Genomic DNA, 23,918 nt, shown 5'->3' on the forward strand with positions numbered 1-23,918 from the left:
GCGGGTGCTAACGTCCGTCGTGAAAAGGGCAACAACCCTAACCTCCAGCTAAGGTCCCCAAGTCATGGCTAAGTGGGAAAGGATGTGAGGATCCCAAAACAACCAGGATGTTGGCTTAGAAGCAGCCATCATTTAAAGAAAGCGTAACAGCTCACTGGTCTAGTCAAGGGTCTTTGCGCCGAAAATGTAACGGGGCTGAAGCCATGCACCGAAGCTGAGGATTCCTCTTTGAGGAGTGGTAGCGGAGCGTTCCGTAAGCTGATGAAGGGATACCCGTGAGGGGTCCTGGAGGTATCGGAAGTGCGAATGTTGACATGAGTAACGATAAAGAGGGTGAGAGACCCTCTCGCCGAAAGACCAAGGGTTCCTGCTTAAAGTTAATCTGAGCAGGGTTAGCCGGCCCCTAAGACGAGGCGGACACGCGTAGTCGATGGGAACCACGTTAATATTCGTGGGCCTGGTGGTAGTGACGGATTGCTTAACTTGTTCACACTTATTGGATTGTGTGGGCGGGGACGCGGTTCCAGGAAATAGCTCCACCGTATAGACCGTACCCGAAACCGACACAGGTGGTCAGGTAGAGTATACCAAGGCGCTTGAGAGAACTATGTTGAAGGAACTCGGCAAATTGCACGCGTAACTTCGGAAGAAGCGTGACCCTTATATGCGCAAGCATGTGAGGGTGGCACAGACCAGGGGGTAGCGACTGTTTACCAAAAACACAGGGCTCTGCGAAGTCGCAAGACGACGTATAGGGTCTGACGCCTGCCCGGTGCTGGAAGGTTAAGAGGAGGGGTGCAAGCTCTGAATCGAAGCCCCAGTAAACGGCGGCCGTAACTATAACGGTCCTAAGGTAGCGAAATTCCTTGTCGGGTAAGTTCCGACCTGCACGAATGGCGTAACGACTTCCCCGCTGTCTCCAACATAGACTCAGTGAAATTGAATTCCCCGTGAAGATGCGGGGTTCCTGCGGTCAGACGGAAAGACCCCGTGCACCTTTACTATAGCTTTACACTGGCATTCGTGTCGGCATGTGTAGGATAGGTGGTAGGCTTTGAAGCAGGGACGCCAGTTCTTGTGGAGCCATCCTTGAAATACCACCCTTATCGTCATGGATGTCTAACCGCGGTCCGTTATCCGGATCCGGGACAGTGTATGGTGGGTAGTTTGACTGGGGCGGTCGCCTCCGAAAGAGTAACGGAGGCGCGCGATGGTGGGCTCAGACCGGTCGGAAATCGGTCGTCGAGTGCAATGGCATAAGCCCGCCTGACTGCGAGACTGACAAGTCGAGCAGAGACGAAAGTCGGTCATAGTGATCCGGTGGTCCCGTGTGGAAGGGCCATCGCTCAACGGATAAAAGGTACGCCGGGGATAACAGGCTGATGACCCCCAAGAGTCCATATCGACGGGGTTGTTTGGCACCTCGATGTCGGCTCATCGCATCCTGGGGCTGGAGCAGGTCCCAAGGGTTTGGCTGTTCGCCAATTAAAGCGGTACGTGAGCTGGGTTCAGAACGTCGTGAGACAGTTCGGTCCCTATCTGCCGTGGGTGTAGGAATATTGACAGGATCTGTCCCTAGTACGAGAGGACCGGGATGGACATATCTCTGGTGGACCTGTTGTCCTGCCAAGGGCATAGCAGGGTAGCTATATATGGAATGGATAACCGCTGAAGGCATCTAAGCGGGAAACCAACCTGGAAACGAGTGTTCCCTATCAGAGCCGTGGAAGACGACCACGTTGATAGGCCGGGTGTGGAAGTGCGGCAACGCATGAAGCTTACCGGTACTAATAGCTCGATTGGCTTGATCGTTCCCATTGCCAGTGCTCATCAGACGAACGTAAACGTTCATCTGCATTGAGTTTTGTCCTCACGCATGTACGGGTCTTCGACCCTATGCTGCGGACGGCGCGCCAGACCTCTGGCGACGCGCTCTGCGCTTGCGGACTTCGTCCGGAAACGCATCCAACGACGTGTTCAAATAAGACAAACGAGACTTCCAGTCTCACCAGCTTCTCATAGGGCATAAACCGCTGGCGCGGTTTAGCCCGAAGTTGCGCTTTGCCGACCTGGTGGTTATGGCGGGGTGGCTGCACCCGTTCCCTTTCCGAACACGGCCGTGAAACGCCCCTGCGCCCATGGTACTTCGTCTTAAGACGCGGGAGAGTAGGTCGCTGCCAGGTCTGCCAAACGCAACTCAGGCTAAATTGCCAAGCAATTTATGCCTCACAAAATCTTCTCATCACACTCTGAAAAACGGCCTAGCCGTGTTACAATAGGCCGCTACCAAAGCGGCCTTTGTCGCTTCTGGAGCACATTACCCCTGCACACCTGAAATACGGTGCCAAGGGAACAAGCGATAAACCGCAACGCGGTTTGCGCTGGTGACGCGACAAACCGAAACCCGGTTTGCGCTGGTGACGCGGGGTGGAGCAGCCCGGTAGCTCGTCAGGCTCATAACCTGAAGGCCGCAGGTTCAAATCCTGCCCCCGCAACCAAAATTTACAATCACAAAGATCAGCTATCCAGGGCGCGAAGACTTCATCTTCAATGGCGAGCGGTAGCTCCTCCCGCCTCAGGACCATAACGCGAACGGCTCAAAGCCCGCCCACAAAACCAAGTACAAAAAAGCCCGCATCACGCGGGCTTCTTGTGTTTGGTAACGCATCGAACATTTAACGCCTCGCCAGCGGCCCGAAAGCAGCCAAACACACCCCGCAAGGCACAAAACTCCAAAGCCTGCCCCAAAACAAAGCGCATCCTTCCCAAGAACAATATCGTGGGCGGGAAACCAATCGTACCTCGAGATCCCAGATCAACGTACATCTTATCCTTCGGGCTCCAGGATACAGCACTGCTCCGGCACCGGCACGAGCACCGCGCTGCTTCCAGCCGTCATCGGCTCCGATAAGGGGCCATTGGCGACGATGGCGCCGGCCGCTGTGTCGCACTGATACTGATAGGCGCGGCCGAGATAAGTGCGTGTTCCCAGAACCGCAGGCAGGCCGTTGCCTTTACGTCGGACCGAAAGACCATCCGCACGGCAGCCAAGAATGCAGCTGTCTGGAATCGGACCGAAATCTTCCTGAGACAGCGTGATCCTTGCGCCGCCTGCAGCCTCGGCAACGACGACGGCGCTCTCTCGCTCAACAACACGCAACGGCAGCAGATTCTCAAAACCGACGAAGCGGGCGACGAAGCTATTGGCAGGCTTGCGGTAGAGGGTCTCGGGCGTATCGAGCTGCATGATGCGGCCGGCATTCATGATGGCGACGCGATCCGAGATCGAGAAGGCTTCCTCCTGATCATGCGTGACGTAGAGCGAGGTCGTGCCGTTGGCGCGCTGCAGCTGGCGGATTTCCACGCGCATATCGACCCGGAGCTTCGCATCAAGATTGGATAGCGGCTCGTCGAACATCAGGAGCGGCGGCTCGATGACGAGGGCGCGCGCCAATGCGACACGCTGCTTTTGGCCACCTGAGAGGGCGCCGGGCAGGCGGTCACCGAGGCCGGAAAGACCGACGCGCTCCAGCATGGCGCCGGCCTTCGCGAGGCGCTCCCTCGTCGGCATGCGGCGCTGCTTGAGGCCGAAGGCGACGTTCTCGAGCACCGTCAGATGCGGAAACAGCGCATAGTTCTGGAATACCAGGCCGATATCCCTTGCGTGCGCAGGCAGCGTCGTCAGGTCACGATCGCCAAGCTTGATGGTGCCGCTCGTCGGCTGCAGGAAGCCGGCAACGAGCCGCAGCGTCGTCGTCTTGCCGCACCCGCTCGAGCCGAGCAGCGAGACGAGTTCTCCAGCCGCGACGAAAAGCGAAAGATCCTGCAGAACGGCTGTCTTGCCGTAATGGGCGCTGATGGAATTGATGGAGAGCGATACGGTCACGGGCGGCTACTTTGTCAGGAAGGTGAGGCCGAGGGTTGCTTCGACGATCGCCATCACGGCGACGGTCACGAGCATCAACAGCACGGAAACCGAGGCGATGGTCGGATCGAAGAACTGCTCCATATGGGCAAGAATCTGGATCGGAAGGGTGGAGATGCCTGGGCCGGTCAGGAAGACCGAAACGGAGACATCGTTGATGGAGGTGATAAAGGCGAGGATGAAGGCGGCGATGACGCCGGCGCGGATGTTCGGCAGCACCACGGTCAGGAAGGTCTTCAGCGGCGGACAGCCGAGGCTGATGGCAGCCTCCTCAATCGAGAAATCGAAACTCGCGAGACTGGCGCTGACGACGCGCACCGAATAGGGCAGCACCAGTAGCGCATGGCCGATCAGGAGGCTGGGAAAGATCGGTAGTCCAAGCCCGATCGTGATCGATTTCATCAGCGAAAAGCCGAAGACGATTTCCGGAACGAGGATCGGCAGGACGAAGAGCGTCGAAAGCCAGCGCGGCAACTCGACCCTGTAGCGGCTGATGGCATAGGCGGCGGGAATGCCGATCAGCAGCGACAGCGCCGTTCCGAGGAAGGCGAGCTCCAGGCTGGTGATCGCTGTCGTGCGGAAGGCCTCGATCCGGAAGATGTTCGAGAACCAGTGCAGCGTCAGGCCCTGCGGCGGGAAGGTGAGATAGGTCGTGTCGCTGAAGGCGGCGCCGATAATGATGACGAGTGGCGCCAGCAGGAAGAGGAAGACGAGGGCGGTGAAAGCGATGAGCGCGGGATGGGCCGTTCGTGCCATGATCACACCGCCATCGGGTTCAGCCGTCGCGCGAGACGGCTCATGAACGCGACAATGCCGATCGTGACGACAACCATGATGGCGGCGATCGTCGAGGCGCCGACCCAGTCGAAGGTGACCATGGCGCGCTGATAGAGGAAGGTGCCCATCATCATCTGCTTTTCGCCGCCGAGCAGCTGCGGCGTGGCATAGGAGGTGAAACTGCCGGTGAAAACCAGCACTGCGCCGACGATAAGGCCGGGTGTTGCCAGCGGCAGGATGACCTGTCGGAAGGTCGCAGCCGGCGTGGCACCCAGCGATGTCGCCGCCTGGATAAGATCCGTCGGTATGCCCTCAAGCACGCCGACGAGCGTCAGGATCATCAAGGGCACGAAGAGATAGACCATCGCGACGATCACCGAGCCCTCGGTGTAGAGCATCGAGAGCGGCTCGCTGATGACGCCGATCGACAGGAGGATGGTGTTGAGAATGCCGTTCTTGCCGAGAATGATCAGCCAGGCGAAGGAGCGCACGACGACGCCGGTCAGCAGCGGAAAGACGGCGGCGATGATCATCACGCTCTTGGCGCGGCCCGGCATCTGCGCGATGACATAGGCGGCGATGAAGCCGATAAACAGCGAGATCGCCGTGGTAAGGAGAGCAACCTCAATTGTCCTGAAGAGCACGGTTCGGCGAAAACCGCTGGAGAAGAAAGCGACATAGGGGGAGAACACCCCCTTGGATTCGCCGAGGGTCGCTGCGATCGTAATGACGACGGGAACGAGCAGGAACAGCGTTACGGCTACGATCGCTGGCGTCGCCAAACCCCATTTCATCAAATGCTTCATCAACTAAATTCCGTGAGAACGCCGCGGGAGTGTGCGGCATGCCCTGTTACATGCCGAAGATCTCGTTCCAGCGATCGACCCAGTCCGGCTGCGCCTCGATCAGCTTCTGATAGTCAATGCGGCTGAGCTTGGCGATCATCTCGGCGCCGTAGGTCCATAGCTTGGCCTTTTCCGGCGGCAGCGCCACCTTGGTCGAGACCGGTGCATCGACACCCTGTTCGGCTTCGGCCTGTTGTACGTCCTTCGATAGAACGAAGTTGATGAACTGATGCGCAAGCTCGACGTTTTCCGAGCCCTTCGGAATATTGACCGTGTTGAGGACGGCGATGTCGCCTTCCTTCAAGTCGGCCCAGGCCATCGTAGGAACGGCTGATCGCAACGATGACAGAACGAAGTCCTGCGTTATCGCCACCTTGGCCTCGCCTGTCGAGATCAGGTTCACCAGTTCGGAGCCGGTATTGTAATTCTTGACGACATTCGGCTTCAGCGCCTCGATGGCCTCAAACGCCTTGCCGGCATCGGCATAGGGATCGGCGCCTGCATGCTTGCCGGCTTGGAGCACCGTCAGCGGCCCACCCGTCGTGGTGATGCCGGGCAACGAAATGGCGCCCTTCAGGTCGTCGCGCCACAGATCGTTCCAGGAGGTGATCGGCGGGTTCACCTTCGCCGTATCGTAGACGATGCCAATGCGGCCGATCGTGTAAGCCGGGCCGTAATTGCCTTGCGGCGCCTTGGCGATATCGTAGAGATCGGCAAGGTTCGGGATCTTGCTGCGGTCGACTTCCTGGAAGAGGCCCTGCTGGATGCCAAGCTGCGAATAGCTGTCTGTGAGATAGATGACGTCGACGCCCTTGCCGTTGCGCAGCTTCAGCTTGTTCAAGCGATCGGCATTGTTGCCGGTTTCGAAAACCACATCGCAGCCGCAGATCTTCTTGAAGGGCTCGATGATGTTGGCCTGCATCTTCTCGCCATTATAGCCCCACCAGGAAACGGTCAGCGTCTTTGCTTGAGCGAAGGCCGGCGTGGCGGTTGCCGCGGCAAGGAAAGCAAATCCCGCGACACGGGCAAGGGTGAGGCCGTTCATTCTCGAAATCCTTTTGGTGAGTGAAATCGGGCATATGTTTCAAGCTTGCAGGATACTATTTTTCGAGCACCGGCTTTACAAGCCCAACAAATGGGCAGGGTGGTGGTTTTTGCCTTTCATAAGATGAATATCCAGTGTCGTCGTGCACAATACTGGCTTATTGAAGTGCCTGAGATCATTAGGCTTCCTTGATCCGATTCGGTCGGCTTTACAGGCTCGTGCGTCATCTTTACCCTCGGCTGATCGATTTCACTGGCAGGCATGCTTCTCATGACATCCCCGAACACAAATCTTCCCGACGATCTGCTGATCAATGCGGCGGACGAAGTCCTGATCCGTCAGGATTTGACGTTGACCGCGCTCGGCCGCCGTCCGGCAGATCGCCTGCTGCGCGTCGGCAGGCTTTTGGATGTGCATAGCCGCAGCTGGCTGGAGGATCAGGAAATCGTCATCAAGGGGCGGCGGATCGCCTATGTCGGCCCGGCCGGCAGTTATCAGGGCGAGGTGAGCGAGCGCGTACACGAGCCGCATCTCGCAGCCGTTCCCGGTTTCGGCGAGGCCCACAAGCATATCGAAAGCTCGCATCTGACGCCGGAATGGGAAGCGGCCTTGGTCATGCCGCATGGTGTCACCTGGACCTGTGAAGCGAGCCACGAATTCTCTAACGTCAATGGCGCCCGCAATCTGGAATTCTGGCTCGAGGCCCGCCGCCGCGGCTCGCCGATGAAGATATTCCCCCTGCCGGGATCGGCCGTTCCGCCGACCGCTTACGAATGGGGCGGCGGTCATTTCGGCTATGACGAGCAGAAGTCCTTTCTCAATGAGAGCCTGATGGTGGCCGGCCTTGACGAGGTCATGGACTGGCCCTCGGTCAGCAACCCGGAGAATCCGGCTTACGATCGTCTCTGGGGAATGATCCGCGCGACGTTCGAGCAGCGCGGCGTGGTCGAAGGTCACGGCGCGGGCCTGCGTGATCTGCCGTCGATCAATGCCTTTGCCGGCGCTGGCCTCGCTTCCGATCACGAAGGCTGGTTCCTGGAGGAGATCTGGGAAAAGCTGACGCATGGCCTGTTCATCGAGCTTAGACCTCATTCCCTACCCGAGGTCATCAAGGGCCTGATCGAGAAAGGATTGTCCGACTGGTCGCAGATCGCCTTCGTCACCGACGATCGCAGCGCCAGCGATACGCTGAAGATGGGTGCCACGGATTATAATGTCCGCCTGGCAATCGAGAATGGGCTGGCGCCGGAAATCGCCATTCAATGCGTGACGATCAATCCCGCCCGCCACATGCGCCTGACTCCATGGGTCGGCTCGATAGCCCCCGGCCGCTTTGCCGATATTGTGTTACTGGATGATGTGAAAACACTGTCGATCGCCAATGTCTGGGCCGATGGCAAGCCGGCATCCGAAGGCAAGACCTTCGTCGGCGTTCGCCCCGAGATCGACTGGCCGGATTGGGCGACGAAGACGGTCCGGATCGATAGAACAGTCTCGGCTGAGGATTTTCGCATCGCCGCCCCGTCGGATGCCGACACGGCGAAAGCTGCGCTGCTGCGGCCGTTCCACTGGGCGGATGATTTCATTACCATGGATCTGCCGGTCCGCGAGGGCGCCGTTGAGCGTGATCATGATCGTAACGTTACGAAATTCGCCATCGTCGATCGCTTTTCCGGGAAAGCCAAGGTCGCGCGCATGTTCTGGCTGGGCACGGGGCCGCGCACGCCGGATACCGCGCTCGGCGCCACGCTCGGCCATGACAAGCACAATATCTGGGTGGTCGGTTCCTCCGATGAAGCCATGGCCCTGGTCGCCAACGCGCTGAAGGAGCAGCAGGGCGGCTGGGTACTGGTCTCGGGCGGCAAGGTCGTCGCCCGCGTTCGCTATGAAGTCGGCGGTCTGATGACCGCGCGCTCGGCCGAGGAGCTGGATGCGGAGATGCAGGCGCTGTATAAGGCCGGGGCGGAGATCGACTGGATGTATGAGCCGACGTTCTCGCCGCGCTGGTGGCCGGGCTTTCCCGAACGGCTTTCCTTTGCAACGCTCACCTGCGCGCCCTGGCGCTGGGTGCTGGTCGCTCCCTCCGAAAGGGCGCCGGAAGGTTTCGTCAATGTCGCGACCGGCGAAACTCACCCGATCGTCTGGTAGGGATATCTGCCAGACCATTCGGAATATCCGCCTTACGGTATAGAAGGTTGATGAGGGCGGCCCTGTAATCCGCGCTTGACGGTGGAAGCCAGCTTCTTAATTATCCGTCCGGTTACTTATGTCGAGCGGCAAGCTGTGGAGGCTGGGCGTGTTCACGGGCACGTTAAGCGGCGGTAGCCGGCAACAGGGCGGAGGAGGCTCTGGTGATTGCACTTGATAGTCATGCGCCGCGAATAACATCGGCATTTTCCACTTTGGGATGTGCGGAATTGGAACTGGTCGAAGCCCTCGAACTGGCGGCAAACCACGGCATCGATGCGATAGAAATCCGAGCCCTTGGGAGCACCATCGATCTCGTCGCCTATTTCACGGACAGATTCGGCTCTCCCGCAAGCTTGGCCAAGGTGCTGGAAGGCTCTGCCGTAGGCGTCTGCGCCTTCAATACTTCGCTGCGTCTGGTCGGTGCGACAGCCCAGGCGAAGGAAGAGTTCCTGCGCCACCTTCCTTGGGCGGAGGCCGCCGGCGTTCGTTCGCTCAGGGTTTTCGATGGTGGTGAAACCGCCGATGAGGGCGAGCTGGCCGAGGCGCTGGCCACGCTGCAATGGTGGCGTGAGATCGCCGTGCGCGAAGGCTTTCGTGCTGATATGGTCATCGAAACCCATGATTTCCTAGCACTGCCGGACGCCATCCCGCGCTTCCTTGAAATAGCCCCAGATTGCGCGCTGATATGGGATACACATCACACTTGGCGCAAGGGCGGGCAGGATCCCGTCGAAACCTGGAAGCAGGTTCGTCGCAATACGCACCATCTCCATGTCAAGGACAGCGTTTCCCGGCCGGGGCCTAGGCTGCCCTACAGTTATGTACAGCCCGGCACCGGCGAGTTCCCGATGGCGGCGCTGCGTTCGGTGCTCGACGCCGATGGCTATAGCGGTATCGTGAGCCTGGAATGGGAAAGATTGTGGCACAAGGATTTGTCACATTTAGGTTTGGCTCTACAGTCTGCGAAGCGAAGTGGCTGGTGGTCCCGCCCCAAATGGTGAATAATTGTTGAAGAGCATTAATATTTTAATTTAGTTGAAAGGAAGAGTGCCGCACGGAGATTGACTTTTGCAGCGATCGTTAATTAGTCTATTAGCAATTATTAAATAACTATCTCGTACGCATATCCTCGCCGGTTGACTACGGTCTTCGGCGCAATATTTCCAGCTCGATGAAGGGAAGCCTCAATGATTGAGGTCGAGGGTGTCTGGAAGATGGAAGAGGCAAATTATAGCTATCTGAAGTCCCATGTTTGGGCGCGATATGCGCCGCGCTCGGCTGCTGCTTCCGGCTTCCCGCTGCTTTGTCGCTTCGCCCCGAAAGGGAGGCCCGATGAACGGTAACGCAAGTCGCGAGGAAGAGAGACACGGAGCCCGGATCTTGAAGGCAATCGCCGCAGGCGGGCTGGGTTTTGCCGCGCAATGGATTCACGATGCGGCAAATCCCGGTAAGACGTTCTATGCCGAAAGCCTGGCGCGCGTAACGGACTCGGACGGAACCGTGCATACGGCCGGCACCTTCGTTTCGCTCCTTGAACGCCAGGATCGCTGGTTCGATCTCGATCTGCGTATTCTGGATATGGTGCTGTCCGACCTAGCTGCGGATGAGACGCTGGTTCTTGGTTTCAATCTCTCCGCCACCAGCCTGTCGCATTCGGATCGGTTTGCCGATGTGTTCGGCCGAATCAGCCGCCGATCGGAACTTGCCTCGCGGCTCGTCATTGAGATCACCGAAAGCTATCCGGTCGTCGGCGCATCCATCGAACGCATGAAGATGATTAGTGCTCTCGGTTGTCGTATCGCGATCGATGATTTCGGATCTGGCTTTGCCACGCCGGCGGCGTTGCTGCAGGTGCCTGCAGATATCGTCAAGATCGATGCAGCCTTTGTCTGGGATAACAGGCCTGGCCGCGACGGAAGCAATAGCCTCTCCCACATCGTCGGTTTTGCATCCTGTTTCGCTCCTTTTGTCGTCGTCGAGGGGATTGAAACCGGCGCTCAACTCAATGCCGCGCAGGAGGCGGGCGCAACGCATGTCCAGGGTTTCCTGCTTTCGAGGCCGGTTTCCCTGGCGCGGCTTCGACGTCATAAGCGCAAAGCTGTCTTGCGGGGGGTGGCATGAACAATTGCGCACCGGAGCCTGTCGTTCTCGCTCTGCAGGTGATGCCATGATGCAGCGACTGGCTTTCACATCGGCCTATCACATATCGGCGGCGCGTGCGGCGAGCGAACTCAAGACGAAGACATTGCTGCGCGCCCTGGTCAGCCGGCTTCGCATCGTCTTCTCCGGAAGCGGCGGTGAGCTGTCAGCCACTTTCGTCGGCGGAGCAGGCCCGCATGTCCTCATTTGCGATCAGGCCGGCGAGGCGGTGGGCCGCGTGACCATCGATGCCGAGACGGGTCTCTATGTCTTGTGTGAACTCGGCGGTCATGCCGATGATGTCGTCATCGTGACCGCAAGTGAAAATCGATTGCTCGAGGAGATTGCTCTCCATCTTGGCGATGGCCAATCACTGCACGAACCCGTGGATGCCGCCGTCAAAACACTGGTCGGCCAGACGATGGAGGATGTCGAGCGCAAGCTCATTCTCCAGACTCTGCAGCATTGCGGCGGAGATCCCACTCACACGGCGTTCATGCTTGGCATGCCGCTCGTCACCCTTTGTAACAAGCTGGCGGTCTACTTCGCGGACCCTGCCGGCGAACTGCCGCAGTCTGCTGCGGATACGAGATAGGAGGCGAAAGCTACTGGCTGTAATTGCGTACGCATTTGATGCGGACGCATTGAGCCCCGGTTATCGAACCGGGACAGCGCCCCGAAACAGGGCGCACATTGAAACGGTGCGATGTCCGTCCGCGGGTATGGCACATGATGCAATTCGAGCGGGGCGGCGCACGAGGAACCAATGAGATCCGGGAAAAGATCATGGATTCTTTCGAGACAAAAACCCCCGCTCCGCCGAAGCCTTCCTTGTTCGATGGCTGCGTGAAGATCGTTTCGGCCTATGTCAGCCATAATGCCGTTCCCATCCACAGCCTTCCCAGGCTGATCAAGGACATCCATGATGTGTTGCTAACATTGGATGGGTCGGCTTCCATCGTCGAGCGCGCCAATCTGGTGCCGGCTGTGGATTTGAAGAAATCGGTGACGAACGACTACATCGTCTGCCTCGAAGACGGCAAACGCTTCAAGACGCTGAAGCGTCATTTGCGCGTGCATTATGGCATGACGCCCGAGGAATACAGGCAGAAGTGGGGGCTCGCTCCCAACTACCCGATGGTGGCGCAGAATTATGCCAATCGTCGTTCGGAGCTTGCCAAGATTTCCGGCCTCGGTGCGAACGGGAACAAGAGGGAAACCGTCGACTGAGCAATTTCGGAACAGGCGTTTCGCACGCGCTTGACCGGCGTTGCTTGTGTGCTCCGTGAGAATCCGTTCGCGCAATGCTGCAAACAAAATGGCGCCCTCGTCAGGGCGCCACCGTCTTCGGGAATAGTCTCCGCTGTCGATCAGAAGACCTGGCGCAGCACGATGAACAGCACGAAGGCCAGTGTGATCGAAGCCGGCAGTGTCAGGATCCAGGCCATGAGCATGTTGCGTACCGTCGACCACTGCAGGCCGGAACCGTTTGCCGCCATGGTGCCGGCGACGCCGGAGGACAGGACGTGCGTGGTCGATACCGGCAGGCCGAGATGGTCGGCGGCGCCGATGGTCAGCATGGCGACAACTTCGGCGGCAGCACCCTGGCCGTAGGTCAGGTGCGTCTTGCCGATCTTTTCGCCGACGGTGACGACGATGCGTTTCCAGCCGACCATGGTGCCGAGGCCGAGCGCCAGCGCCACGGCAACCTTCACCCAGAGCGGGATGAACTTGGTCGCGTGATCGACGGCGGCGTGATAGTTGGTCACGGCCTTCAGGTCCTCGGCGCTCATCGGCAGCAGCTTCTGCTTGTCGATCAATTTCAGCGATTCACCGATCAGATAGATATCGTTACGAACGTTGCCGACGAGCCCGTTCGGCAGCTTCTCGACGCTTGGATAGGCCGCGATCTCAGCACTCGTGGCATGAATATATGCTTGGAGAGCTGGCGTCGTCGCATCCGTCCAGGTCTTGGTCTTTACGGCGCTGCTGACGGCGGCCTTCGGATCGGCCGGTGCGGCAACACCCGGCTTCACATATTTGCCGAGTACCGTCTCGACTTGCGTCGAGGCAGCTTTATAGGCTTCGAGATAGTTCACGTCGGGCGTCTTATTCAGCGCGAAGGCGGTCGGTACGAGGCCGATGAGGATGAGCATGATCAGGCCCATGCCCTTCTGGCCGTCATTCGAACCATGGGCGAAGCTCACGCCGGTGCAGGTGAAGATCAGCAGGCCGCGGATCCAGAGCGGAGGCGGTGCATTGCCCTTCGGCGCTTCGTAGAGCTCCTTGTTGCGGATCAGCACCTTGGCGACCAGCAGCAATATGGCGGCCATGGCAAAGCCGATGATCGGCGACAAGAGCAGGGACATGCCGACGCTGCTTGCCTGCGACCAGTCGACACCGCTGGTGGCGGAGCCGGCAGGTGCCAGGAACTGGTTGGCGAGGCCGACGCCGATGATCGAGCCGACAAGTGTATGTGAGCTCGAGGCCGGTAGGCCGAGATACCAGGTGCCGAGATTCCAGATGATGGCGGCGGTCAACAGGGCGAAGACCATCGCGAGACCGGAGCGGAGCCGACCTGCAGGATGAGCTCGACCGGCAGCAGCGCCAGGATGCCGAAGGCGACGGCGCCGGAAGAAGTCAAAACACCGAGGAAGTTGAAGAAGCCCGACCAGATGACGGCGAACTCCGCCGGCAGCGAGCGGGTGTAGATGACGGTGGCAACGGCGTTGGCGGTATCGTGGAAGCCGTTGACGAATTCGAAGCCGAGCGCGATCAGCAGCGCCAGCCCGAGCAATATCCACGGAACCGCGGCGGCCTCTGCAAGATCGCTGCCGAGAGCGTAGGCGACATAGACGAGGCCGGCCAGGACGACGATGCCGAAGAGCGGCAGAAACCATTTTGCCGAGCTGCCTGCGCCATGAATCGGATGGTCGGCATTGCCGCCTTCCGCATTGTTTGAAACGAGGTCGACCATCCCGAACTCCCTTATTGCAATGGATATTGCCGGTGTAAGCCTCGTTCGTGAAACTCTCGTGACGCGGGAACAGGCTGCGGCGAACTGCAAATGCGGGCAGTGGTAAGCCCGTTCGACTGCCGGCGGGTTCTCGGGCTGATCTTGATTTGCCTCCAAAAGGCCATTTTCGGTTCAGCCGGCGTTCATACCTTCGGGGGTTAAATCCCCCATGTAAGGGACTTGGATAGAGGGCCATTAATATGAGATCGTCCGTGATTGCCATTGCTGCCTTGTTCGGCAGCCTGGTTGTATCTTCGGCAGAGGCAATGCCTATCCCGGCCGTTGGGTCAACGGCCTCCGTGCCGATTGTGAAAGTTGACTATGCCTGCGGTCGTGGCTGGCACCTGACGCGCTGGGGCGAATGCCGCCCCAATCGCTGGGGTCCGCCGCCCCGGCGCTGGGGTTACTACAGGCCGCCACCGCCGCCGCCATGGGGCTGGCACGGCCATCGCCATCATCGCGATGGCTGGGGCGACGGCCGCTGGCGCGATCGTCCGCACTACTGGTGAGATCAGAAGCACCGCCGCATCTTGCGGCGGTGTTTTATTGAGGGCAGTTCCGAAAAAATGCGGTTCTTAAGGCTGAGCTTGCGGCCGTAACGCGCGCGCTCCGAGCCAGAGGCCCGCAAGAACGAGCAGGCTGGCCGATAAGATCGCAGCAAGGCTTTTCGCATGGAGTGCGATGTCGGCAAGCTTTGGCCGGATGAGATCGGCCGTATTGAAGCTCTCGCCGCTGAATTTGCACAGGACGAGCGAGAGATTGTTGCGCACGAGTGTCGCGTCGATATGGGAGACGAGATCGTCGACCGATGCCTTCTCCACTTTCATGACGCGCATCTGCAGCAGCACCGCCTTCGCCGCGGCGAGGTAGGCGTGGGAGCATTCGTTGAACGGGCTTTCCTCGTCGCTGACGCTGCCCGGCATCAGGCCCCATAGGCAATAAGCACGTTGGATCTGCGCAAAGTTCAAGAGACGGCGGAAGGTTTCGTCGGTATCCGATACGCTCTCGGCAATCGAGATGATCCGCCCGTAATAGGGAGCGATCACTGCCATCTCGCCATGGGTAAGACTTGGAATCGGGATGCCAGCCTGGCTGCCGGAGGAGCCGCCGCCATGCGCGGCAACCGAAGCCGGCCAACCCGTAACGATGAGACAGAAAATTGCAAACAGGACGCCGCCTGGATACGGGCGTCTCCCGCGCATGTTGTCATGCGCGGGATGCGATCTATTTACCACACTAAGCCCGGCGCAGGGCCACATTGCCGTAGCGCGTCTGCGGCAACTGGCGTTCCGCCCAGGCTCCGAAGGCAAGGCCGAGCGTCGTCCAGAGGATGGCGTGCATGCCGAGCGAGGTGATGCGAAAACGCCAGAGTACGACGGCCGAGAATTGCTCGGGCACTTCGTTGATCGAGGGAAGCAGATATTGGATCAGCGCGACGAAGACGATGTAGCCGATGCCGGCAATGATCGCACCGTTCCAGGAACCATATCGCACCGCCAGCCTGCGTCCGAAGCCCACGGCAACGATCATGCCGACGACGGAGGCAACGATCATGATGAAGAACAGTTCTGTTCTTGCGCCGATCGTATCAGGATTGCCGACGGCCGGCGGATTTGCCGGATACTTGATGTCGGGCACGAGCGAGATCGTCACGAAAGCGGCGAGCGCGAGCAGCGCCGCCGTGCCGCGCGCACCCAAGGGGCTGATGCGGCCGTAGACGAACGAGAAGACCAGCGCGAACAATCCGCCTATTGCGGTCGAAAAGATCACGCTGCCGGTGAAAAGGCCGATGCCCGCCTGGGTGGCGCGGCTCACGATTTCCGGTTCCGGCGCTTCGCCGGCTGCCTGCGCGGCCTTTTCTTCAAAGCCGATGGCCCAGTCGACCAGCGGTTCGCCGAAGATGTGGGCGAAGGCAAAAACGAAAATACCGGCAAGGGCCCCGACGATCATGCCGCGGAGCAAAAGACGTCCAACCATGTGCTTAACCCCTTAGTGGCAGGGGAAGCCGAGAAGGTGACGGGCGTCATGCACGAACTCGTGCACATACATGCCCGAGATGAGCGAGGTCGCGCCTTCTTCTGCGCCGATGAAATAGATCGCGAGCAGCATCAGAAGGCCGGCGAAAATGGCCCAGGGCAGGATTTGGCCGAGCGGGATCGGCTGCGGAACTGCGGATGGGGCGAAAGTGGTGTCGGACATTGTATTTCCCTCGTTAAGAAAAGCGCGTTCCATTTGCGGAAGGGTTTTTGCGGGAAGGGTCTGGCTCTCGAGGGCGAAGTTTCCGTCATCGATTACAGTGGCGCGACCGCGCCGGGATTCCACCGGCTTCCACACCCGCAAGTCCAAGTTTATAGCTATCTGCCAATATGATTGTCAATCAAGCGCCACAGCGATGCGAAATCGCGACAAGAGTGCGGCAGGGGATGGAAACAGAGGAATCTTATGAAAACGCGTTTGAGCTGGATTTGTCATGGGGCGACGCAAGCCCATCGGAACGGCTGCTTTCCGGATGACGAACCCTTGGAGGCGAAGGCGGCTCAGCAGGCTCAATCCTTGTCCTTCGGGCTCGGGGCAATCGACCGGGTTTGGGCGAGCCCGGCTTTGCGTGCCCGCCAGACCGCTGCCGTCCTCGGCCTCGATGCTATCCCGGACGTCGCCCTGCGCGAATGCGATTATGGCGATTGGCGCGGGCAATCCCTTGCTGAACTGCATGAAAGGGATGCGGAGTCCCTGGCGCTCTGGATGACGGATACGTCGGTGGCGCCGCATGGGGGCGAAACCCTGTCGGCTGTCATGAAGCGTGTGGGCGAATGGATGGGGAATCACATCGACGATACCGGCCATATCGTCGTCATCACTCATGCGAGCGTCATTCGCGCTGCCATCCTGCAGGCCTTGCAGGCGCCGCCCGCAGCATTCTGGGCTGTTGATGTCGAGCCGTTCGGGATTGTCGAGATGACGAGCGACGGCCGACGCTGGCAGCTTCGTTTTCCGAAAATGACGATCTAAGGCCAATTCCAGCAAAAATGCGACGCTCCAGTCCTCAGCGGGCCGCTTTTGCCCGCTGCCTCTCGAAATAGACGAGATAGACGGCCAGCCCCAATGTCATGGAAGCCAGTCCATACCAGGTGATGGCATAGACGAGATGACTGTTGTGGAAGGTGATCTGCGTCAGCCCGCCCACGGGCAATCCGCCGGGATTTTTCGCATCATCGGCATCGATGAAGTAGGGCGCTACATTCTGCAGCCCCCGAGCCTCAGCGATGGCTGTCACGTCGCGTGAATACCAGCGCTCCTCCGCCGGCACGTTCGAACGCAGCAGCGTGCCTTTAGGCTCGCTCATCCGCAGCAGGCCGGTCACCGTAGTCTCCCCGGAAAGCTCGCCTTCGGCGCGCGTCGTCGGATTGCGCTTCTCTGTGGGAACGAAGCCGCGGTTGACGATGATGATCGTGCCGTTTGCAAGCTTCAGCGGCGTCAGCACCCAATAGCCCGCACCGAGCACAGTCGAGGCATAGACTTGCGCTTGCCTGTCGTTGAGGAAACTGCCGCTTGCCTGGACATGCTTGTATTCGGAGTTTTCGGCCGTGATATCGGCCCATTGCGCCGGGCCGGGTGCCTGAACCGCCGGCGCATGCACGCGCGCATCGACCCTGGCGATCAGATCCAGCTTCCAGTGCAGCCGCTTCACTTGCCAGGTGCCGAGGCCGATGAGAAGGGCGGTCAGGAGCAGAAGCAGCGATACCCAGATGATAAGGTTAAGCGTCGAGCGCGGCTTGCCCTGAGATGTGTTCGAGGAAATATCGGTCATGGCGCAGGTCTCCGGGGACGCGCTGACGCATGATTTCGGGCGGTTCAACACTCTTCGCTGAAGCTCATGCGCGGTCGGGAAGATTTGGCTGCGGCTTCTGGCATTTCAAGCATGCACTGCGCAGCATCCGGCGAATTCTCACGCCGGGAAGAGGGCGGGCCTTCGTTCGAAGGCCCGCCGCTCGAATTTACGGCATGTTGCGCATCATCTCGGGCGACATGGGCATCATGTTCGCGTTGAGGTGATGCATGACCCAGAGCGAGCCGGACAGCGCGATGATGACGATCACGATGGTGAAGATCAGCGCCATCATGTTCCAGCCGCCTTCCGAGCGGGTGTTCATGTGCAGGAAGTAGATCATGTGCACGACGATCTGGATAGCACCGAGGATCATGACGATCGCTCCGGTGACGGCCGGATCGGAGATGACCTTGCCCATGACCAGCCAGAAGGGAATGGCGGTCAGGATGACGGAGAGGATGAACCCCGTCATGTAGCTCTTGAAGGTGCCGTGTGATGCCTCGTGGCCGCCATGATGATCGTGGCCGTGGGCGTCGCCGGATTGATGCGAATGGTTTGCGTTCGAGCTCATCCGAGAACTCCCATGAGGTAGACGAGGGAAAACACGCCGATCCAGACGACGTCGAGGAAGTGCCAGAACATCGAAAGGCACATCAGGCGGCGCTTGTTTTCCGGGATCAGTCCGTAGCGGCCGACCTGCACCATCAGCGTGATCAGCCAGACGATACCGGTGGTGACGTGCAGACCGTGCGTGCCGACCAGCGTGAAGAAGGCCGACAGGAAGGCGCTGCGCTGCGGGCCGGCACCGTCGAGGATCAGGTGATAGAACTCGTAAAGTTCGAAGAAGATGAAGAGAGCACCGAAGATGCCGGTGATCGTCAGCCACATCAGCGTGCCCGACTTGTTGTCCTTCTCCATCGCCAGCATGGCGAAGCCATAGGTGATGGAGGAGAAGAGCAGCATCGCCGTGTTGAGGGCGACGAGCGGCAGCTCGAAGAGGTCGGCCGGAGAGGGGCCGGCCGCATAGCTGTGGCCGAGTACGGCGAAGGTGGCGAAGAGGACTGCGAAGATCAGGCAGTCGCTCATGATGTAGATCCAGAAGCCCAGCATGGTGCTGCCTTCCGGATGATGCTCCTCCTTCAGATAGAAGGCGGGTGTTTCGCCGTCCACGGGAGCTTGTGCAGAGTGGGTCGTCATAGTCTTACACCTGTCCTGCGAGCTGCTTCGTACGCTCGTTCTCGGTCTTCACGACCTCGTCGGCGGGAATGTGGTAGTCGCGCTTGTAGTTGAACGTATGGCCGATCGTGATGACGACCATCGCGACGAAGGTGATGGCGGCGAGCCACCACATGTACCAGATCATCCCGAATGCAAAGCCGATGGAGAGCACGCCGAGGATGATGCCGGTGCCGGTGTTCTTCGGCATGTGGATCGGAATGAAGCCTTCGGTCGGCCTGACGTAGCCACGGTTCTTCATGTCCCACCACGCATCGTGATCGTAGACGATCGGCGTGAAGGCGAAGTTGTAGGCCGGTGGCGGCGACGAGGTGGACCATTCCAGCGTGCGGCCGCCCCAGGGGTCGCCGGTATGGTCACGAAGCTCTTCGCGCTTCATGAAGCTGACGGCGAGCTGGATGAGGAAGCAGGCGATGCCGATGGCGATGAGGCCGGCGCCGAAGGCGGCGATGATGAACCAGATCTGCAGCGACGGATCGTCAAACTGGCTGACGCGGCGGGTGACGCCCATCAGGCCGAGGATATAGAGCGGCATGAAGGCGAACCAGAAGCCGATCTGCCAGAACCAGAAGCTCATCTTGCCCCAGAAGGGATCGAGCTTGAAGCCGAAGGCCTTCGGGAACCAGTAGTTGACGCCCGCGAACATGCCGAACAGAACGCCGCCGATGATCACGTTATGGAAGTGGGCGATCAGGAACAGCGAGTTGTGCAGCACGAAGTCGGCTGGCGGAACCGCGAGCATGACGCCGGTCATGCCGCCGATGGTGAAGGTCACCATGAAACCGACGGTCCACAGCATCGGCGGCTCGTAGCGGATGCGGCCGTGATACATCGTGAACAGCCAGTTGAAGAGCTTCGCACCCGTCGGGATCGAGATGATCATCGTCGTGATGCCGAAGAAGGAGTTGACGCTGGCGCCCGAGCCCATCGTGAAGAAGTGGTGCAGCCAGACGAGGTAGGAGAGGATCATGATCACGCAGGTGGCGTAAACCATCGAGGCGTAGCCGAAGAGGCGCTTGCCGCAGAAGGTGGCGACGACTTCCGAGAAGACGCCGAAGGCCGGCAGGATCAGGATGTAGACTTCCGGGTGGCCCCAGATCCAGATGAGGTTGACATACATCATCGGATTGCCGCCGAGGTCGTTCGTGAAGAAGTTCGTACCGGCATAGCGGTCGAGCGTCAGCAGCGCGAGCGTAGCGGTCAGGATCGGGAAGGATGCAACGATCAGGATATTGGTGCAGAGCGACGTCCAGGTGAAGACGGGCATCTTCATGAAGGTCATGCCCGGGGCGCGCATCTTGACGATGGTTGCGATCAGGTTGATGCCCGAGAGCGTCGTTCCGATACCCGCGACCTGCAGGCCCCAGATGTAATAATCGACGCCGACGTCTGGACTATAGGCGATGCCGGAAAGCGGCGGGTAGGCCAGCCAGCCGGTTTTCGCGAATTCGCCGATGAAGAGCGAGATCATGATCACGATCGCGCCGGCTGTCGTCATCCAGAACGAGAAGTTGTTGAGGAACGGGAAGGACACGTCGCGGGCGCCGATCTGCAGCGGCACGACGAGGTTCATCAGGCCGGTGACGAAGGGCATCGCCACGAAGAAGATCATGATCACGCCGTGGGCGGTGAAGATCTGGTCGTAGTGATGCGGCGGCAGATAGCCCTCGGATCCGTTGAAGGCGATTGCCTGCTGCAGACGCATCAGCAGCGCGTCGGAGAAACCGCGCAGCAGCATGATCAGCGCCAGCACGACATACATGATGCCGATCTTCTTGTGATCGATGCTGGTGAACCATTCCTTCCAGAGATAGCCCCAGAGGCGGAAATAGGTCAGCAGGCCGAGGAGCGCGATACCACCGATGGCGACGCCGAGGAAGGTCACGACGAGGATCGGCTCGTGATACGGAATGGAGTCGAGCGTCAGCCGACCGAAGATGAATTTGTAGAGGTCCGGGTTGGAAAACATGGATTGCCTCTGTCCCTTATGAATGTCTTGTTATTGAGCGCACCGGATCAATGACCCTGATGCTGCGCCGAACCGGTCGACGAATCGGAAGAAGAGCCGTTGCCCATATCCATGCCCGGCATGGAGTTGTCGCCATGCTGCATGGTGTGGCCGGCGCCGCCGTCTGCCTTGACCGGTGTGACCTCGGCCGAGGCGCCATCGCGATTGTCATAGATCAGGCGCTCGCGGTTTTCGTGGCTTTCCTTGCCGCCGCCGCCCTTGGCGTCGATATGCATCATCTCGCTCATGCACATCTTGCTCGGATCGGCGCACATGTTGAGGATGGCGTTGTAGAGCCCGTCGTCGACGGCGTTGAAGTAGCGTACCGGCTCGCGTTCGCTGGGCTTGGCAAGCGCCAGATATTCCTGACGGCCGAGCGCCGTGCCCTGGCTCTTCGCCTTCTGGATCCACTGGTCGAAATCGGCCTGGTTGAGGCCATGGAACTTGAAGCGCATGTGCGAGAAGCCGGCGCCGCTATAGTTGGCGGACATGCCCTGGAATTCGCCGGGATGGTTGATGACGGCGTGGAGCTTCGTCTCCATGCCCGGCATGGCGTAGATCTGTCCAGCCAGTGCCGGAATAAAGAAGGAGTTCATCACGGCCGAGGCCGTGATCTTAAAATTGATCGGACGGTCGACGGGAGCTGCCATCTCATTGAGGGTGGCGATGCCGTATTCCGGATAGAAGAAGAGCCATTTCCAATCGAGCGCGACCACTTCGACCGTCAGCGGCTTCACGTCGGCGCTGAGCGGCTTGTCGGCGGCAATGCGGTCGAGCGGGCGGTAGGGGTCGAGCTGATGCGTGCTGATCCAGGTCACCGCGCCGAGCGCGATGATGATAGCAAGCGGAGCGGACCAGATGACCAGTTCCAGACGCGTCGAATGATGCCACTCCGGCTCGTAGGTCGCTTCCTTGTTCGACTGGCGGTATCTCCAGGCGAAATACAGGGTCAGGAAGATCACCGGAATGATGATGATCAGCATCAGTACGACCGAAATGATGATGAGGTCTCGCTGCTGCATGGCGATATCGCCGGAAGGATCCATCACCACCAGATTGCAGCCCGACAGCAGCAAAAACAGTGGGATGACAGACAAACGGCTGAAAATCTTCGATAGTCTTAGCACGTCTTAAAGCTCTTTTTGTTTCGACCCTACCGCGACTAAAGGACGGCGGTCATGAACGATATGAGGTGTTTCGTCGCACCGCAGCAAGATAGAGTGCATTGCGGTATGGAATGCTGTCCCACCTATCGGGAAAACCCTCAGAAATCCAGAAGGTTTTCTATTGAGCAATTCGCTTTTGCCGCCGCTAATATACCCGGATCGGAACAAATGGCTATCACCGGCGGTTGTTCTTCGTCCGGAACTTGGCGCCAAAGGCGGATAATGGCTCGACTGATTGCTAATTTGCGAATTATTTCATGCTGGATACTTGATATGTTCGCACGTTTGATCGACATTTTCATTACGCGCGAGTTCGTGGAGGAATTCGTGCTCGGAGAGGGAGGCTCCCGCGCATGGTCAGCGTAACGCATGAAACACTGAACCCCACATCTTCAACTCTGGAGAGCGATGCCCGCAGCATGCATGCGGGCGGCTCGGTTGCCCCCGGCAACATCGCCATCGGCGTGATTATTGGTCGCACGTCGGAATTCTTCGATTTCTTCGTTTATGCCATTGCATCCGTACTGGTCTTCCCGAAGCTGATCTTCCCCTTCGCCGACCCGCTGCATGGCACGCTGCTTTCGTTCCTGGTGTTCTCGCTCGCCTTCATCGCGCGTCCGATCGGCTCGTTCATCTTCATGGCGATCGACCGCACCTATGGCCGCGGCGTCAAGCTGACGATCGCCCTGTTTCTGCTCGGCGGATCCACGGCATCCATGAGCTTCCTGCCCGGCTATTCCGAAGTCGGCGTCTACGCGATAATCCTGCTCGCCATCTTCCGCATTGGGCAGGGCCTTGCGCTCGGCGGCGCCTGGGATGGTCTTGCTTCGCTCCTCGCGCTCAATGCCCCGACGAACCATCGCGGCTGGTATGCGATGATCCCGCAGCTTGGCGCCCCGATTGGCTTCATGCTGGCAAGCGCCCTGTTTGCCTATTTCGTCACGAGCCTCACGACGGCGGACTTCCTGGATTGGGGCTGGCGCTACCCCTTCTTCTGCGCCTTCGCCGTCAACGTCGTCGCGCTCTTCGCCCGCCTGCGTCTGGTGGCGACAGAGGAATTCGGCACGCTCTTGGAGCGCCATGAGCTGGAGCCGGTAAAGATGACGGAGCTGCTGCGCGTGCATGGCCGCGACGTCCTGATCGGCGCCTTTGTGCCGCTGGCAAGCTTTGCGACCTTCCATCTGGTCACAGTCTTCCCGCTCGGCTGGGTGACGCTCTACAGTGAGCAGAGTTCGGGTTCGTTCCTGCTGGTGGAATTCCTCGGTGCGATCTGCGGCATTCTCGCCATCATCTGTTCCGGTATGCTTGCCGACCGGATCGGCCGCCGCAATCAGCTCGCCATCGGCGCGGTGTTGATCGCCTGCTTCGCTTTCGTGGCACCCTGGCTGCTGGATGGCGGCGCGACTGGACGCCACATCTATGTGGTCCTCGGCTTCACGCTGCTCGGCCTCTCCTTCGGTCAGGCCGCCGGCGCGAGTGCTTCGCGCTTCAGCCAGAACTATCGCTACAGCGGCTCGGCCCTGGTGTCGGATCTGTCCTGGCTGATCGGCGCCGGCTTCGCGCCATTCGTGGCGCTTGCCCTCTCCAGCCAGTTCGGCCTCGTCTATACCAGTCTCTATCTGCTGTCGGGCGTCGTCTGCACGCTGGTCGCAATCTTCTTCAGCAAGACGCTGGAGACGCGAGACAACTAAGTCAAATTCCGGAAACGAAAAAAGGCTGCGGCATGAAAGTGCCGCAGCCTT

At 59.5% G+C, this 23,918-nt stretch carries 20 protein-coding genes, 1 tRNA gene, 2 rRNA genes, 1 pseudogene and 1 riboswitch (1 of these 25 only partly in view); of the genes and pseudogenes, 11 read left to right on the top strand and 13 right to left on the bottom strand.

Annotated features, from left to right (window positions below):
• The 3 genes from ACK83U_RS17445 to ACK83U_RS17455 all read left to right on the top strand — a co-directional run.
• Positions 1 to 1,812 (top strand): 23S ribosomal RNA (locus tag ACK83U_RS17445); it begins 1,118 nt to the left of the window's first position.
• A gap of 256 nt (positions 1,813 to 2,068) precedes the next feature.
• Positions 2,069 to 2,183 (top strand): 5S ribosomal RNA (gene rrf / locus ACK83U_RS17450).
• 238 nt (positions 2,184 to 2,421) lie between these two features.
• A tRNA-Met gene (locus ACK83U_RS17455) sits at positions 2,422 to 2,498 on the top strand.
• A gap of 329 nt (positions 2,499 to 2,827) precedes the next feature.
• On the opposite strand, the gene ACK83U_RS17460 is transcribed toward ACK83U_RS17455, so the two are convergent.
• Genes ACK83U_RS17460 through ACK83U_RS17475 form a run of 4 tightly spaced genes read right to left on the bottom strand, consistent with a single transcriptional unit; the run spans position 2,828 to position 6,592 of the window.
• Positions 2,828 to 3,886: an ABC transporter ATP-binding protein gene (locus ACK83U_RS17460; RefSeq protein ID WP_112610658.1), complete on the bottom strand. Its 1,059-nt coding sequence runs from the start codon at positions 3,884 to 3,886 to the stop codon at positions 2,828 to 2,830.
• Between the two features lie 6 nt (positions 3,887 to 3,892).
• The gene (locus tag ACK83U_RS17465; protein ID WP_112610830.1) at positions 3,893 to 4,684 is read right to left on the bottom strand and encodes an ABC transporter permease; all 792 of its coding nucleotides are present in this window, start codon (positions 4,682 to 4,684) and stop codon (positions 3,893 to 3,895) included.
• Positions 4,684 to 5,508: an ABC transporter permease gene (locus tag ACK83U_RS17470; RefSeq protein ID WP_112610660.1), complete on the bottom strand. Its 825-nt coding sequence runs from the start codon at positions 5,506 to 5,508 to the stop codon at positions 4,684 to 4,686. The genes ACK83U_RS17465 and ACK83U_RS17470 overlap by 1 nt, the downstream gene beginning before the upstream one ends.
• 46 nt (positions 5,509 to 5,554) lie before the next feature.
• Positions 5,555 to 6,592 (bottom strand): ABC transporter substrate-binding protein, encoded by a 1,038-nt coding sequence (locus tag ACK83U_RS17475; RefSeq protein ID WP_112610662.1) that lies wholly within the window; start codon positions 6,590 to 6,592, stop codon positions 5,555 to 5,557.
• Between the two features lie 270 nt (positions 6,593 to 6,862).
• Between ACK83U_RS17475 and ACK83U_RS17480 the strand changes: the two genes are divergently transcribed.
• The 5 genes from ACK83U_RS17480 to ACK83U_RS17500 all read left to right on the top strand — a co-directional run bounded on the left by ACK83U_RS17480 (position 6,863) and on the right by ACK83U_RS17500 (position 12,151).
• Positions 6,863 to 8,740 carry an adenine deaminase gene (locus ACK83U_RS17480; protein ID WP_112610832.1) on the top strand — a complete coding sequence of 626 codons (1,878 nt, stop codon included), beginning with the start codon at positions 6,863 to 6,865 and terminating at the stop codon, positions 8,738 to 8,740.
• A gap of 269 nt (positions 8,741 to 9,009) precedes the next feature.
• Positions 9,010 to 9,783, top strand: coding sequence for a sugar phosphate isomerase/epimerase family protein (locus ACK83U_RS17485; protein WP_412474684.1), 774 nt, complete (start codon positions 9,010 to 9,012; stop codon positions 9,781 to 9,783).
• Between the two features lie 379 nt (positions 9,784 to 10,162).
• A complete protein-coding gene (locus ACK83U_RS17490; RefSeq protein WP_412474685.1) occupies positions 10,163 to 10,903 on the top strand; it encodes an EAL domain-containing protein in 741 nt (246 codons plus the stop codon).
• A gap of 46 nt (positions 10,904 to 10,949) precedes the next feature.
• A complete protein-coding gene (locus ACK83U_RS17495) occupies positions 10,950 to 11,516 on the top strand; it encodes a helix-turn-helix domain-containing protein (protein WP_112610666.1) in 567 nt (188 codons plus the stop codon).
• 191 nt (positions 11,517 to 11,707) lie between these two features.
• Entirely contained in the window at positions 11,708 to 12,151 is a 444-nt protein-coding gene (locus ACK83U_RS17500) for a MucR family transcriptional regulator (RefSeq protein ID WP_412474686.1), read from the top strand.
• 140 nt (positions 12,152 to 12,291) lie between these two features.
• Here ACK83U_RS17500 and ACK83U_RS17505 read toward each other — a convergent pair.
• Positions 12,292 to 13,898: pseudogene (locus ACK83U_RS17505) on the bottom strand (inorganic phosphate transporter).
• Between the two features lie 239 nt (positions 13,899 to 14,137).
• Between ACK83U_RS17505 and ACK83U_RS17510 the strand changes: the two are divergent.
• Positions 14,138 to 14,446: a GCG_CRPN prefix-to-repeats domain-containing protein gene (locus tag ACK83U_RS17510; RefSeq protein ID WP_015338331.1), complete on the top strand. Its 309-nt coding sequence runs from the start codon at positions 14,138 to 14,140 to the stop codon at positions 14,444 to 14,446.
• 66 nt (positions 14,447 to 14,512) lie between these two features.
• Here ACK83U_RS17510 and ACK83U_RS17515 read toward each other — a convergent pair whose 3' ends face one another.
• The 3 genes from ACK83U_RS17515 to ACK83U_RS17525 are packed head-to-tail and all read right to left on the bottom strand — an operon-like array spanning position 14,513 to position 16,136.
• Complete coding sequence (locus ACK83U_RS17515) at positions 14,513 to 15,139, bottom strand: hypothetical protein (RefSeq protein WP_112610670.1); 627 nt, start codon at positions 15,137 to 15,139, stop codon at positions 14,513 to 14,515.
• Between the two features lie 34 nt (positions 15,140 to 15,173).
• The gene (locus ACK83U_RS17520) at positions 15,174 to 15,914 is read right to left on the bottom strand and encodes a CbtA family protein (RefSeq protein WP_112610672.1); all 741 of its coding nucleotides are present in this window, start codon (positions 15,912 to 15,914) and stop codon (positions 15,174 to 15,176) included.
• Between the two features lie 12 nt (positions 15,915 to 15,926).
• Positions 15,927 to 16,136 carry a CbtB domain-containing protein gene (locus tag ACK83U_RS17525; protein WP_015338334.1) on the bottom strand — a complete coding sequence of 70 codons (210 nt, stop codon included), beginning with the start codon at positions 16,134 to 16,136 and terminating at the stop codon, positions 15,927 to 15,929.
• Between the two features lie 58 nt (positions 16,137 to 16,194).
• Positions 16,195 to 16,267, bottom strand: a riboswitch (cobalamin riboswitch).
• 112 nt (positions 16,268 to 16,379) lie between these two features.
• Here ACK83U_RS17525 and ACK83U_RS17530 point away from each other — a divergent pair.
• Positions 16,380 to 16,946, top strand: a complete 567-nt coding sequence (locus tag ACK83U_RS17530; protein WP_112610674.1) for a histidine phosphatase family protein — start codon at positions 16,380 to 16,382, stop codon at positions 16,944 to 16,946.
• A 34-nt stretch (positions 16,947 to 16,980) separates the two neighbouring features.
• Here ACK83U_RS17530 and ACK83U_RS17535 read toward each other — a convergent pair whose 3' ends face one another.
• From ACK83U_RS17535 to cyoA, 5 genes are all read right to left on the bottom strand, one after another.
• Entirely contained in the window at positions 16,981 to 17,745 is a 765-nt protein-coding gene (locus tag ACK83U_RS17535) for an SURF1 family protein (protein WP_184373629.1), read from the bottom strand.
• A gap of 187 nt (positions 17,746 to 17,932) precedes the next feature.
• A complete protein-coding gene (gene cyoD / locus ACK83U_RS17540; RefSeq protein WP_112610678.1) occupies positions 17,933 to 18,337 on the bottom strand; it encodes a cytochrome o ubiquinol oxidase subunit IV in 405 nt (134 codons plus the stop codon).
• Positions 18,334 to 18,963 carry a cytochrome o ubiquinol oxidase subunit III gene (gene cyoC / locus ACK83U_RS17545; RefSeq protein ID WP_112610680.1) on the bottom strand — a complete coding sequence of 210 codons (630 nt, stop codon included), beginning with the start codon at positions 18,961 to 18,963 and terminating at the stop codon, positions 18,334 to 18,336. The genes cyoD and cyoC overlap by 4 nt, the downstream gene beginning before the upstream one ends.
• A gap of 4 nt (positions 18,964 to 18,967) precedes the next feature.
• Positions 18,968 to 20,971, bottom strand: coding sequence for a cytochrome o ubiquinol oxidase subunit I (cyoB, locus tag ACK83U_RS17550; RefSeq protein ID WP_112610682.1), 2,004 nt, complete (start codon positions 20,969 to 20,971; stop codon positions 18,968 to 18,970).
• Between the two features lie 47 nt (positions 20,972 to 21,018).
• Positions 21,019 to 22,137, bottom strand: coding sequence for a ubiquinol oxidase subunit II (gene cyoA / locus ACK83U_RS17555; protein ID WP_112610684.1), 1,119 nt, complete (start codon positions 22,135 to 22,137; stop codon positions 21,019 to 21,021).
• Between the two features lie 392 nt (positions 22,138 to 22,529).
• Between cyoA and ACK83U_RS17560 the strand changes: the two genes are divergently transcribed.
• Complete coding sequence (locus ACK83U_RS17560) at positions 22,530 to 23,867, top strand: MFS transporter (RefSeq protein WP_112338509.1); 1,338 nt, start codon at positions 22,530 to 22,532, stop codon at positions 23,865 to 23,867.
• The last annotated feature ends 51 nt before the right edge of the window (positions 23,868 to 23,918 follow it).

The organism is Rhizobium sp. WW22, from assembly GCF_047041135.1.
GTDB lineage: Bacteria > Pseudomonadota > Alphaproteobacteria > Rhizobiales > Rhizobiaceae > Rhizobium.